This window comes from Glutamicibacter sp. TV12E (genome assembly GCF_052441935.1).
Lineage (GTDB): Bacteria > Actinomycetota > Actinomycetes > Actinomycetales > Micrococcaceae > Glutamicibacter.
Genome location: NZ_JBQVVF010000001.1, coordinates 1,277,246 through 1,290,506, shown reverse-complemented (window position 1 = coordinate 1,290,506; position 13,261 = coordinate 1,277,246). Strand labels below are relative to the sequence as shown.

Below are 13,261 nucleotides of genomic sequence, written 5' to 3'. Positions count from 1 at the left end.
TTAGTCTCCTTCTTCTTCGCCGGATCCGGCCGCCACCGTGGCGGGGCCTTCATCGGAGGCGTGGTCGATCATGCGGCCGAAGCGCTTCACGTCCCAGTCCAAGGTCTGGTCCTCGTCGGGGATGTCCGCGGCCGTGACACTGGTGCCGGCCTCTGGGTCTTTGATGTCGCTCATGAGCGAGTCCTTCCGGTTATGGAAAAGCCCAGGCACGGGTTGTGCCTGGGCATGAGAAAAGCCACCGTTTCCGGTGGCTTAGTCGATGGTGATGTTCGGGCGTGCTGGCGGATGCTCAGATGTTCGGTAATGCTGCCAGCGATGTGAGAGGTCATCCCATGCAGCGTTGAATACCCGGACCGCTTCTCGCAGCCGTTGGATCGTTCGGTTCTGCTCCCGAATTTGTGTTTCCAAGGAGTCCACCCGGCCGGCCAGCTTCTGCCGCTCTTCGCGTTCGGAGTTCAGGTCAGTGCGCAAGCGACCGTAGTCCTCCCGCAAATCGTCAGCTATGGCCATGGCCATCTGCTGCGACTTCTCCGCCACCGCGATATCCGCATCACGCTTGCGCACCGGGGCCTCGCGGCTGAACTGCCGGTATCCCCAGAAGCCGCCGCCCGTGAGCAATGTCAGTACCCCCAGGATGATTGCTACGATCGACGTTTCACTCATGCTGATGCCCTTCCACCTCGGCCAGGGTACGGCGCACAGACCGCTCAATCATGATGATCGACACCGCCCGAACCACTGATCCAATTCCCAGCGCTAGTGGCACTCCCCAGGAAAAAGCACTGCCCGGGTAATGCCATGCGACAGACAGTGAATAGGTGGCGAATCCACCGGCGGCCAGCCACCAGCCGAGCTGTTCGGCAGCCCACCCGGTGGAAACGTTGTCGCCCCACCAATTCAGGCCGACCAGTGCGAGTAGTCCGCCGGTGCTGAGGAATCCTGACACGAGGATAACGATTGGCCACGGCATCTTGTCCATGCTCTTGGATGGAATGAAATCCGGGATGATCAGCGACAGGACCACGAGCACCCCGAAAAGCACCGCGACAGTTGCGACCGTAGTATCCAGCGGGTGAACCAGCAGCCGATCCCACCAGCGAGGCGGGTTTCGAGTCGGTTTGAAAACATGCGTCGGCATCACTGTTCCAGCCCCTTGACCGCGTTCATCAGTTGCTCGTCGGTCACGCCCTCCGTGGAGACCGTGCCGTCGATATCGCAGCTGATGTTGTCCACACAGGCCTTGGTCACTGCGATCCGGCTGCTGGTCGTGTCCGGTTTGCCTTCGATCTTGAACGCGATCTCAAGTCGAAGACCCCACATCGTGTCGCCGCCGAGTGCCCGCTGGATCTTCAGCAGGTCGCTAGTGGTCTGCGGCCGAACCGGATCCGGCACGACCGGCGCCGTATTCTCCTCCAGCTCACTTGGTGTTTCGTCCATTCCCTCTCCCCTTTCATGAGTTCGGGTTATTTCGTATAGGTGATGCGAAGCTTCGTCCTGCTGCCCGTAATCAACCCGTAGTAGATCGATGACGTGGACGATGATGGTGGCAGGAAGCTAATGCCCCTGGTATCACCAGACTTGAACCGTGCGTGAACACTCGACGGCAAAGTGATCCAACGCCCCTCAGGCTTCTTCATCTTTTGCTGCTTCACATTGTTTGTCGCTGACGACCAGTTGGAAGGCTTGGATCCGTTTTCATGCACGCCGATGCAGAGAGTTCCACCAGCCGAAGAGTGCCAGTGCTTCGCATAGACGTAAACTTCGATCTTCTTCACTGTCGCCCCGCTCAGACGTGAAGCCTGGGATGGGAAACCCACGAGTCCCCGCATGACGCCGTTGCTGGGCGCGTACGGAGACCGGCCCTGAGCGGCTGTACCACTGTAGGTGGAGTGCGTTGCCTGGGTTCCGTCCCCGGTATAGGCCTGCCACCAGTCCGCCGCGATGGTTGCCGTGTACTGCTTCGGCGGGTCGGTCTTTTCTACAGGCGCCGTTGGTGCCGGCGGAGCCGAGGTGGATCCGTTGTCACGCACACCGGCCCGGGCAATCGAGGTGTCCAGGGCAGCCAGCCCTATGTCCTCAACCCAAACGCGGAGCGAGCCGCCATCAGCTGATCCGAAGACTTGCACCTTGCCACCGATCGATTCCAGCGTGATCAAGTAACGCACTCGCCCCGAGGTGGAGAGGTCGTAGAACGTGCCGCCGAAGTCGAGCAGCAGCGACGAGGTTGTTTCGTTTCGCAGACTCTGTCGGTGAAACACGGGGCTGTTCATCGTTGGGCGAGTACCCACAGAACGGTAGATTCGCAGGTGTGCAGTGACTCCGGCTTCCAGGTAGGCGCTGAACGGGGAGACGAGAATCTTGTATCCCCGGTTGGGGTAGTTCTGATAGCTGACTTCCAGCAACTCACCTTCTTTACCTGTGGCCTGCCAGCTGCTCAAGTCGCGGAATCCACGGGTGACCATGCCTCGCGGTAGCGCCGATAGCCACGGCGTATCGTCCGTGATGGTTTCCTGGGTTTCCATGAAATCCATCAACGAGGAGTCCAGCAGATCACGACCAAGAATAGTTGGTCCAAGATCGCCACTGCCATGCACAGCCGTCAACGGGTCTGCCCCCATGACCACTGGTCCGTCCATCCGCGATGAGCTGGCGACTGTCAATGACTGCCCAGTGATTCCTCCTTCTGCATCCAGGGCGGCTAGAACCTCGCCGGTTACCGGGTCGGTAATTGAGTAGACCGTTCCACCATCTGCGCGGATCTCCGTGACAGGTTCGCCGCCCTCTGGAGGGTAGACACGTAGCCCGGCACTGTCGAGCTTGAGCCCGATATTAGCGACTCCGCTGGTCTGGAACACTGAACCCGTGAACGTTCCGCCGCTGAATTCTTTACCAACGAACATGTCCGCCTTGACGATTCGAGCCGTCAAATCAGCGATGAAGCCGGTATTCGCAGCGAGATCTTGGGTGTCGATCTTGGCTGACTTCAGCGAGCCGTCAATAACGGCCTCACCGCCAAACATGCGGCGGCCGTAGACGCTATAGAAACCCGTATCGCCGGCACCGGCGGCTTTGGCGACCGCCAGGCGGGCCTTAGCAGTGCCGACGGGAGCACTGACGTTTCCTTGAATCGATGCGCCGTTACCTGCCGCGCTGTACCCGAAATTCGTATTCGAGATGGCGGTACCGGCTTTGTCGTACCAGTACATGCGCAGGTACGCGATACCTGTGGAATCTGCTGATCGGTAGATTTTCGCCGAGGCAAAGAACTGGTCTCCGGCCTTTGCTTCACGCGCCGGGGCATACGCAAACGCAGACGCCGTGTTCGCATTGACGCGGAATCTCTGCCCGGAGTCGTCCAAATTCGATGTAGAGATCTCCATCCCGCCAGACAGTTCCCAGTCACTGGGCTGGTCAGCGAGCGATGGCGCTAGATTCTCGAAGTCGCCGATCGCGAGCATGGTCGCTGTAATCTTCCGCGACATCACCACATCAGCCCACAGCTTGTTGATGACCGCTTCGGTCAGCGTACCTGTGGTTACGTAGAGGTTCTTCACATCAACCGTCTGGAAGGCTGCCGTGCTGGCAGCGATAGTCTGAGCCACCAGATCCGCAATCACACCAGAGCCCACCGTCAGCTTGCCCACGTCAAGATTGCTGATCATCTGCGTGGTCACCAACGACGATTCCCACTTGCCCGCAGCACCCCAGAACCATTCAGCAATAACGTTCTTACTGCTATCAACCTTGCGCCAGACATCGCCTTGTGAAGCAGTGCCGGTCGGGTTGCTCGTGCTGTAGAAGACTTTGCTCTTTGAACCCGCCATAGTCAGGGCGTTGTCAGCGGTCTCCTGCGCGGTAATGATGTCGGTGACATCGACAACTTTCAGATCATGCACGACCATCGGCTGGCGATCCACAAAGTAGATGGCCGCCGCGGCCTGCGACGTTCCAACCGGCAGATCTCCCACACGAGGAGTACTGAACACGGCGAGACGTGACGCTCCGGCCGGAACCGGAGAATACGAATCACTCGGCCACAGGGAAGAAACATAGCCTCCTGCATCATTGTTCAGGTAGAAGCCTGTCTGAAGTCGAGCCGCGGCACTGCCCAGATTAGACACGATAGCTTGCATTCGATAGACACGGTTCGCCACGATCGGCACACTCTTTGAGACCGCCCGGTGGGCATAAACCGAAGCGTCCTGGTTACCGTTGTACCTGATCTCGGTGCTCGTCTTGGTCTGGGTCGAAGTGTCACCGACGCTATAGTCTGCAGTCCATTCGAACAACGTCGGAGCCTGACGAATAGCTGCTTCAGCTCGTGCTTTAGCCTCGGCCGCCGCCTCAATCGCCTGCTGGGCCTTATTCGCAGCAGCAACCGCAGCAGCTGCAGCATCCACCGCTGTCTTATCCGTGACCGCAACCCAGGCAGAACCGCTCCACCTTTTCGGCGTGTTAGCCCCACCGGTTGTGTCAATCCACAACGTGGTGCTCTTGCGCATCTGCGTTACAGGAGCTGTCGCTTGAATGATCACATCGCCCTTGCCCTCGGCGATGCCGGCAGCTGCTGCAGCGTCCGCTTTCGCCTGGTTAGCATTGGTCTGTGCCGTGTTCGCCAGATCCTCAGCAGAACCGATTTGAACAAACGCGTCATCAATTCTCGACTGTGCCTGCCCCAGACGCTGCTCGTGCTGGACCAGTTCGATCTCGGCCTGGCTCAGTCGGTTGCCCAGGTTCCCAGACTCGGTGAGCACACCGTCATACTTCTCATCAAGAATGATTAGCTCGTCTTGAATGTCCACCGGAGATGGGTAGTCAGGTATATCAATGGTGACAGTCTCGGACATCTGAGACCACTTGCCAGCCTTCGAGACTGCGACCAAACCAAAAGTCCATTCGCCAGCATCGATGAGGACCACAGCCACATCGCCCAGCTCGCCGGTGATCGTGGCCAGCTGAGTCTCGTTACTTGGCGCGAACGCTTCCAGACGAGAGGCATGCAAAGCCACATGAGAAAAGTCCATCGGAGACAAGGCATCCCCTGCGAACTTTCCAGACCACCGAGCTTCCACGCTCCCGATGCCTGCAGTCACGGCCGGTGCTGCAGGTTCCGGCGGGACCGGTCCGTTTACCGTCACGGGTGCGTGGGTGCCATCGTGCTGCTCGCCCACGATCTGCACCAGGGTGCCGCCCTGGTCATATTCCTCAATCTTCCCGGCCTCGATTGCCGAATTACCCAGTTGCGGCTTGCCCAAAGCCGAGGCCATGCGCTTAGCTTCGGCTATCTCAGATACGAGCCATCTGGCTTCGTCGTTTAAACGCGTCATTTGCTGCTCACTTTCAAATTCAATTGCCCCGTGGTGCAGTCAATTTCAATTTCCAGGACCCGCACCCACTGATCGATGTACATCCAGCCGGCATCGCCGCTCATGTACAGCCAGTCGCCAGCTTCGAAAGATCCATAAGGGCACATGTCATGATCAACCAGGGAAAGATTTTCGAAGGTCCATTCTGAATTGCGCGCTTCAAGCTCTCTGCGGGCTTGCACTGTCGCTTGGGACTCCTTGGTGAAATCCTTGCGCTCAACGACCGAGGCACGGCGCAACCGTCCCGGATTTCCCGTTGCAGTGGCTTTGATCGTCGACCGGCCTTCCCCCGCACCAATCACCAAGACCTCAGAGGCGTACTCCGACTCGGCTAGTGGCGGCGGCGCGGTGACATTCACTCCGATTTCAAGTCGCAGATCCTCGCGGCGCGTTCCAATTTCAGGCGAGCCGATTCGCAACTTGAGGGACAGCCTGTCGTCTCCGTCCCATTCGGTTTGTTCGCGATAATCGAACGGTGCCTGCGTGGCCAGGTCCGAGATGATCTGTCCCAAGTCGTGGTCTTCCCACCAGGTCAGGGTGAAAGGGTCGGCTTCCTGGTCAGATAAATCGGAAACACGAGATTTCGCGTCGTTGTAAGACTCCTTGGCCATCGAGAGGTTCGACTTCGCGACGGCTAGTCGCGGTTTCTGTTCGACCCAGCTCCAGTAGAACTCCGATGCTTCATCGAACCTAGCTGCTGGAAGTTCCTCCCACTTCTTTCCGTTCCAGGTGTAGCCTTCGCTCAGTCCACTGGAGTCGCCCTTGAGCCAGATATTGCGCTTGGACCGCTTGTCGCCGGAAGGAGCTGACAGCTGACGGATGATTGATCCACCAGGCTGAAGACCGGCAGCCGTGAAAACACTGTCAGCGAAATGCTTGACCGCGTAAGCGTCTGCCTCGACTTGATCCTTCGCCTTGTCCATGATGACTTTCTTCGTGGCCAGAACGGACTTGGCGGCAGTGAGCTCGCCGCCTTCGGGCTTACCGAGTATGTATCCCGATTGAGTAGAGTCGACAACTACCCCGAGATCTCCACCCGCTTTGCCCTGAAGCTTCGACCAGATCAAACGCACTACATCCAACGCGTCCACGTGCGTCGAAGAGTACGTGTCGCTCATCCAGGGCATCCCTGCGGGGTACGAAGAGAACCCGCCAGATCCGACGCTCAACCAATCACCATCGCTGGACAAGTCGTCAACGATCCCGAAGACCGGGTTTCGACCGTCTTGCTCAGCGATAATGGCAGCACCCCACTCCACCAGGGCGCGCTTCCCTGATGGAGTGTTGATCATCCGATACCCCAGCGGCAGCCTCCCGCTGATCGACGCTGGAGCTGAAAGCGCCTCAATAACTTTTGCTCCCTGCAAAGGAAGGTCACGATCCACCCATTCACCATCGGGCAAAGTCATCAGATGAAAACGCCAATCAGACAAGAGTCCTCCTAGGTAGTGGATGGATCTGCGGCCTCGAGGAACCTCACTTGGAAGTTCATGCCCGACATTCCGTCCAGACTGATCGACCTTTCAACTCCGCCCAAACGTTGCGCCTTCGGCACGAACAACTGCTCAGTACCGCGATAAGCTGCGGGAATGTAAACATCGGCGGCAACAATCCAGTTGCCACGCGAAACGTTGTTCGCTGCCGGTGTATCAAACTGAAACTTCTGGGTAGCCCGCTCGCGTTCGGACGGTGCACTGTATGGGCCGAATTCAACCCAGGCTTGCCCGTAAGCGTTGCCGGCGCCGTACCGGACCCCGATCCATTCGCAACGAATCAGCGCACGTGTAGCCCACTTCGGAATATCAACGCTCTGCGGTCCGCCGTTATTGGGAAAATATTCGCCTACTCCGGTTGGTGTAGCCGTTAGGATTTCGGTATCAGGAGTTGCTAGCGCCCGCGGCCGCCAAACGTCCAACGAGCGAGGCAAAGCCACCTCTCTCAGATCCGTAATCATCCCATTGGTGATGGTTCCAGTTGATGCCGGAATCGTGATCTTTGCCAGCAGGACTGCTGGGTAGGAAAGATTGAGCTGGCTAATACTCTTGAGGCTGGATGGCACCGAGGCAATCCGATCCAGCCGGGCGTACTGAAAGGCTATTGGGTCTGATGGTGCAGCACCCTCGTATTGCGGATCCAAGATTCTCGCCACAATGGCGTCGGTACGTCCACCACCCGAGCCAGTAGCAGGGATCGTGACGGACGTAGACGAAGCGTTACGCAAAACGTAAGTCTGCTGGCCACCCCCTGCATAACGATTCAGGATCAACGCCGCGCCCGGTCGCACAGCAACAGTGCCGTTCGGGGTTGTTTGAGCTTTTACCGCAAGTGACGCTGGTTCCACTACGCCTTCTGCTCCTGAAGTCGAGGCGTAAGCCAGCAGACGGGCTACCTCTGGCGAGTGCTGGGCACCGCCACCTACGAACCATGGTGTCGCATCTATGGCCACTTTGGACCTCCTTAAATTGAGTAGTAAGCGCTACGCCAGCGAAGCTCCACTAGCGCAGTTCCCGTTGGGTCAATGCCCCCGAAGGTCAAATCGCTAATGCCCCTCGGGAGGACGGCTGAGGACAACCGAGTTTTTCGAGTGAGCATGCCGGCAACCGGAGCATTGCCTCTCAAGACAGTCCCGGCGAAAGCATCCACCACGATTGACTGGCCTGCCGCGATCGTGCCTTTCAGCGCAATCTCCCAGCCTGCCGCTGCCCGCACATAGGGATCAGTAATCGGTCCACGAAAAACAACCTTGAGCGGCGTAGGAGCAGATCCCTTGTTGTCGACATAACCGGCACGCGGTGCCGATGAACGCAACGTAGACAACGGGCCAACCAGCGGAGCCAGCAATCCACCGGTGCTTGCAGGAACGATCGGCAGTTGAAGCACTGTCTCGGACTCGTCAAAGTGCCGAGCATCCAGAACGCGGAAATCGCACTCGATCCGGCCACGTCCCTGAACGGCAAGGACATCGCCGACCATGCCAGCGAACTTATCGGGCCGCCCATACACACGACGCCAACGGCCGTCGAGCTCATACGATAGCGGGACCATAAGCAATGGATTCACCCGATGCTTCTGATCCATCCACGCCGCTGCCAACGAGCTCTCCACGGCGAGCGCGCCGGTGAGGTCTCGTTTGTTGGTGGAGATGCTGAAGGCCCAGGTGCGGGATCCGAGGAAATCTCGGCCTGGGATGGTTCCGTCCCGCTGGGATTGGCTGGTGTCGCCTGAGCGTATTTCGGCCGATCCGGGGTCGAACTCGGTGACAAACAATGGAAGCTTGTCTCCGAATTCGACCCCGTCGAAGCGGAATCTCATCTGCGTACTCCTCCTCGTCGGTTGACTCGATCTGCGAAGCGGATTTCTCGGGTGAGATCGGAAACGGTTGCCCCTGGTGGGAGTTGGACGTTTCCGATGTAGGTCCCTGGCTGGTTGCCAGGTCCCGTTGTTGCCCTTGATGCCTCAATGGATTTGAGGATCGCGTCCACGTAGGACGAGCGGTTTCCGCTGATGGCAGCCAGTTGAGCCTGAAGGCCAGTGTCCGAGAGGATCTTCTCGGTCATGCTCGCGGTGCTGATCCGAGCTGTGGACGAGAAGTTCACCAGTTCGGGGCCTTCTTCTCCGACGAGTGAGAGGCCTCGTGCAAGGCCTCCCTTGGCGAAAGCCTGGATTGGCTTGACCTGTCCGCCGTCCGCGTAGCTGTGGTGCTTCTGCCAGTAGGACCACGCATTCATGGGGTTTCCGTACCGCTGCTTGATGTAGTTCAGGCCCCATTTGGCCTGCCCTTCGGCAGTGGATTCGATCGGCCCATGGATGGAGGTCATCTTCTGAAAGAGGCCACGAGCCGAGCTGCTTGAGTTCGCGGCATTGACCTTCCAGCTGGATTCCTTTTGAATGATGGATTGCAGTGCATCCCATTGGTCTCCGGATCCCCAGCCGTATTGCCCGGCTACACCCTGGACTGCTTCCTTGGCCTTGGACTTTCCTCCGGTGAAGAAGCCCTTGACGTTGGACCAGGTGTCCTGGGCGAAGTCGCCGATAGCGGCAAGCTTCGACCAGGCCCAGTCCTTCAGATCGGTGAAGACCTTCGAGCCGAACCCGACAGCGGCGTCCAGGAATTTTCCGCCCTCTGGGAACTTCTCCGAGAACCAGCCCTTGATCTTCCCGCCAACGTCGAGCAGCGACTGGATGGGATTCCAGCCACCTCCGCCTTCAGCTCCTTCCGGCAGCGCGGCGCCACCAAGGAAGGGTGCCGGGTTCACCGGCTTGCCACCAGTCCACGTTTCGAAGTGAAGGTGTGGACCGGTGCTCCTGCCGGTGTTTCCGGACAGCGCGATCTTCTGTCCCTGCTTGACCATGTCGCCCACCTGCACAAGCAGACGGGAGAGGTGGCCGTAGTAGGTGTTGCGCCCGCCCTCGTGACCCAGGAACGCGCCAATGCCAGTACGGCCGGTGATAGCGTTCCATCCAGCTTTCAGGACGGTGCCATCCATGGCCGCGTAGATGGGTGTTCCTACCGGAGTAGCGAAGTCCTGGCCAGCATGCGGGTAGCGCCCACGACTGGCACCGAAGCCAGAAGAGACACGCCCTCCACGCAGAGGCCGGACCAGGCCGCCATTGGCGTACCCGAGAGCCTTGTCTCCAAACTGGTTGAGCGAGTCAAGGAAGCCCGGCGCGCGGCGCTCGATGCGCCGGCGGGAAGACTTCTTGACAACAAACTCGTCAGCATGGACGATTCCGGCTTCCTGGTACTTGTGGCCCGGCCCAGTCCAACCGCCTTCTGCAAAGCCTTCAGGCAGCTTGACGTGATCCAGCTTCCCTATCTTGATGAAGTCCGCGACCTTGTTGAAGGAATCGATCAGGCCCTTGTTGATCACGGTGTCAACCATGAACTTCACAGGAGCTTTCGCAATGTCCTTCAGCGTGTCCCAGATTGCTTTGACCGAGTCGATGCCTTTCTGGAATACCGGTGCAACCTTGTCCCGGATGAAGTTGCCCAGGGCTTCGAAAATAGGTTTGATTCCCTTTTCCCAGACCGAGGAAATTGCCGACTTGATCCCGTTCCAGACCGGCTTGATCACCGAATCCCGCAGCCAAGTAAACGCGTTCGTCAATGTTGAGCGGACAAAATTCACGATCGCCCAGAAGACGGCCTTGATTCCGGTCCATACCGTGGAGATCGCAATCTTGATGCCATTCCAGACCGGCTTAATCACCGAGTCGCGCAACCACGTGAACGCGTTCGAGAGGGTAGTCCGGACGAAGTTCACGATCGCCCAGAAGGTGATCTTGACGGCCGTCCACACCGCGCTAATGGCTGTCTTGATTCCATTCCAGACTGGCACGATTACGGAATCCCGCAGCCACGTAAACGCAGTTGAGAGGGTCGAGCGGACAAAATTCACGATTGCCAGAAACACGAACTTGACCGCATTCCAGACGGTAGAAATCACGGTCTTGATCCCGTTCCACACCGGAACGATCACGTTAAGGTACAGCCATTGGGTCGCCGGAGCGAGCACGTTCCTGCAGAGATAAACCCACGCATCAATGGAGGTCTTCACCGCGAGCACGACAGCGCTGATTGCAGTCTTGATTCCATTCCATACCGGCACAACCACGTTCTGGTAAAGCCAGGTCATGGCCGGGGCCAAGACGTTCTGGAATACCCAGACCAAGCCGCGGATCAGCAACACGGTCGGCAATAGCGCTACGGCGATTGCCGTCTTGATCCCATTCCACACGGGCAGGATCACGTTCTGGTAGAACCATACAAACATCGGTGCAACGGTTCCGGTGAAGAACGAAACGACATCGGCCACCAGCCCTTGGATGAATCCGACGGCTGTGCCTACTGCTGTTTGAATGCCGGTCCACACCGAGGAAAAGAACGAAGCTACGCCGGACGCCATCTCCTGGATGACGCCAAGAGCTGTACCTACACCGGATTCGATGCTGGCCCACACCCCCGAGAAGAACGTTCCCATCGTCTCCAACGCACTGGATATCCACGAGACCGCTGCTGACACAGCGTTCTTGATCGCGTCCCAGGCACCGATGAAGAAGTTCCGGAATCCCTCGTTGGTGTTCCACAGGTAGATGAAACCGGCCACAAGCCCAGCGATCGCGCTGACTATCAGCCCGAAAACGTTGGCTTTCATGACAATGTTCAAAGCAGCGAAACCGCCCTTGAACAGGGCTACCGCCCGCGTGATCCCGAAGATTATCGGGATCACCGCCCTGAAGGCCATCATCGTGCCCACCGTGGACAGCAAAGCAATCGACAGAGGCTTGAGCCAGCTCTGGTTCTCCTTGACCCAGCCCGCGAAAGTTTCCAGGGCAGGGATCGCAGTGCCACCGATGTACCCGAATACCTGAGTCATGGCCGGCAGGAAAGCCTTACCAAGGGTTACTTTCAGGTCCTGCCAGGAAGCGATGGCCTTTTCACGCTTTTGCTGGAAAGTATCCGATTCCCGCATGAAGTTGCCCTGAGCATCGGCGCTCTGGGCATACAGAGCCGATTGGACCGCCAAGGCCTTCGACTCGGAATCCATCTGCGGGACCTTGCCTGCGGTGGCCTTCTCATAAGCATTCTCTGCAGAAGTCAGGGCAAGCTGCGCACGCTTGGCTTCGTCCGAATCCTTGCCGAACTTCTTGACCGTGGCGTTGTACTTCGACTGGGCCAGCGTCATCTTCGTAGCCGCCGTCTGGACCTTCTCAGAGTCCACCACTGGCTTGATGATGTTCTTGGACAAAGCCTCCGCTTCAAGTGCAGCAGCACTCAAAGTGACGCCGTAGCGCTCGATCGGGTCCATCTCACCCTTCAGGGCAGATGAAATCGCCTCGATTGCTTCCTTCGTCGTACCGCCGAACATGCTGGACATGTCGGCGCCCATGCGGATCAGGCCGTCAGTCTTATCGGCCAGGGCGTCCATGGGAGTACCCATGTTCTTGAGCTGCGAGCCCAGCAGGGTTCCCAGCTCGCGATACTCATTTGCAGACAGCGCTACCGTGTCTTTCGCTTGGGCAGCGAAGTCGTGCATGGTCTTTGCCGTCTCCTTGAAGACGGTATCGATTGCCCCGACAGACTGCTCAGCAGCTCCAGCAAGGTCAATGGATTCCTTGCCAAATTGGAAGGCCTCGGATACTGAGAGGCCGATGGCGAGCGCGCCTGCAGCAGTCTTGAACGCGCTGGAGAAGCCTCCACCAGCCCGGCGTCCGCCGGCTTCGGCTTCTTTGGTTGCCGAGCCGACGGCGTTCTTCACACCTGTCTTGACGAACCCCTTGATACGCTGTCCGACGCCGCGCCATCCGCTGGCGTATTTCTTCGAGGCGTCGGAAGAAGCATTGGCTGCTTCTTTCGTGGCGCGTTCGGACTCTTCGGTGGCTTTCTGAAGGGTTTCGTGAGCTGCAGTCGAGGTCTTCATGGCCCCGACGTAGTTCTTCTGCGCGGTCTCGGCAGCGTAGGAGGTCTGCTGGACCCTGCGCTGTGCCGATGCCACGCGCTCTTCAGCTGCCGCCAGCTGGTCAGGAGTTGCCTTGGTAGAAGCGCGAACCTGGTTCAGCTTCTCCTCTGCCACGCGGAGCTTGCCTGCAGCGTCAGCAGCGGAGTCGCGGGCCTTCACTGCCTTTTCGGCGGCAGTCTGGACGGTCTTGCCGGCCGCTTCGGCTGCACGCTTCAACGCCGGCAATTCGGAGTTGATCCCGGCCTGCGCGCCTTGAGTCATCGCCCGGCCGAAAACGTTGCCAGCGGCACGTCCTTCGGCCGGCATGACCGAGTTCATCTCTTTACGGACGTATGAATGGAAAGCGATGAATCGCGGGGTCACGGTGACGAATGCGTTACCAGCGTTAAATGCCAAAACACCCTCCTTCGAAGGTCGAGTTTTCTAGGGAGGGTG

The 13,261-nt window shown here is 58.6% G+C and carries 9 protein-coding genes; all 9 read right to left on the bottom strand.

The window, feature by feature from the left end; genetic code table 11:
- The 9 genes from ACT7DV_RS06020 to ACT7DV_RS05980 all read right to left on the bottom strand — a co-directional run bounded on the left by ACT7DV_RS06020 (position 1) and on the right by ACT7DV_RS05980 (position 13,222).
- On the bottom strand, positions 1-174 hold the full coding sequence (locus ACT7DV_RS06020) for a hypothetical protein (RefSeq protein WP_444661329.1): 174 nt from the start codon (positions 172-174) through the stop codon (positions 1-3).
- A 78-nt stretch (positions 175-252) separates the two neighbouring features.
- Entirely contained in the window at positions 253-663 is a 411-nt protein-coding gene (locus tag ACT7DV_RS06015; RefSeq protein ID WP_444661328.1) for a hypothetical protein, read from the bottom strand.
- A complete protein-coding gene (locus ACT7DV_RS06010) occupies positions 656-1,138 on the bottom strand; it encodes a hypothetical protein (protein ID WP_444661327.1) in 483 nt (160 codons plus the stop codon). The genes ACT7DV_RS06015 and ACT7DV_RS06010 overlap by 8 nt, the downstream gene beginning before the upstream one ends.
- Complete coding sequence (locus ACT7DV_RS06005; RefSeq protein ID WP_444661326.1) at positions 1,138-1,437, bottom strand: hypothetical protein; 300 nt, start codon at positions 1,435-1,437, stop codon at positions 1,138-1,140. The genes ACT7DV_RS06010 and ACT7DV_RS06005 overlap by 1 nt, the downstream gene beginning before the upstream one ends.
- 26 nt (positions 1,438-1,463) lie before the next feature.
- Positions 1,464-5,327, bottom strand: coding sequence for a hypothetical protein (locus ACT7DV_RS06000; RefSeq protein WP_444661325.1), 3,864 nt, complete (start codon positions 5,325-5,327; stop codon positions 1,464-1,466).
- Positions 5,324-6,775 (bottom strand): hypothetical protein, encoded by a 1,452-nt coding sequence (locus ACT7DV_RS05995; RefSeq protein ID WP_444661324.1) that lies wholly within the window; start codon positions 6,773-6,775, stop codon positions 5,324-5,326. The genes ACT7DV_RS06000 and ACT7DV_RS05995 overlap by 4 nt, the downstream gene beginning before the upstream one ends.
- Before the next feature lie 32 nt (positions 6,776-6,807).
- Positions 6,808-7,812 (bottom strand): hypothetical protein, encoded by a 1,005-nt coding sequence (locus ACT7DV_RS05990; protein WP_444661323.1) that lies wholly within the window; start codon positions 7,810-7,812, stop codon positions 6,808-6,810.
- Between the two features lie 11 nt (positions 7,813-7,823).
- A complete protein-coding gene (locus tag ACT7DV_RS05985) occupies positions 7,824-8,678 on the bottom strand; it encodes a hypothetical protein (RefSeq protein WP_444661322.1) in 855 nt (284 codons plus the stop codon).
- Positions 8,675-13,222, bottom strand: coding sequence for a peptidoglycan DD-metalloendopeptidase family protein (locus tag ACT7DV_RS05980; protein WP_444661321.1), 4,548 nt, complete (start codon positions 13,220-13,222; stop codon positions 8,675-8,677). Before ACT7DV_RS05980 ends, ACT7DV_RS05985 begins: the two co-directional genes overlap by 4 nt.
- Positions 13,223-13,261 lie beyond the last annotated feature (39 nt).

What these genes read in the sequence shown, in the direction of transcription:
- ACT7DV_RS06020 (WP_444661329.1), bottom strand. Translation starts at nt 174, where the DNA reads ATGAGCGACATCAAAGACCCAGAGGCCGGCACCAGTGTCACGGCCGCG.
- ACT7DV_RS06015 (WP_444661328.1), bottom strand. Translation starts at nt 663, where the DNA reads ATGAGTGAAACGTCGATCGTAGCAATCATCCTGGGGGTACTGACATTG.
- ACT7DV_RS06010 (WP_444661327.1), bottom strand. Translation starts at nt 1,138, where the DNA reads ATGCCGACGCATGTTTTCAAACCGACTCGAAACCCGCCTCGCTGGTGG.
- ACT7DV_RS06005 (WP_444661326.1), bottom strand. Translation starts at nt 1,437, where the DNA reads ATGGACGAAACACCAAGTGAGCTGGAGGAGAATACGGCGCCGGTCGTG.
- ACT7DV_RS06000 (WP_444661325.1), bottom strand. Translation starts at nt 5,327, where the DNA reads ATGACGCGTTTAAACGACGAAGCCAGATGGCTCGTATCTGAGATAGCC.
- ACT7DV_RS05995 (WP_444661324.1), bottom strand. Translation starts at nt 6,775, where the DNA reads ATGACTTTGCCCGATGGTGAATGGGTGGATCGTGACCTTCCTTTGCAG.
- ACT7DV_RS05985 (WP_444661322.1), bottom strand. Translation starts at nt 8,678, where the DNA reads ATGAGATTCCGCTTCGACGGGGTCGAATTCGGAGACAAGCTTCCATTG.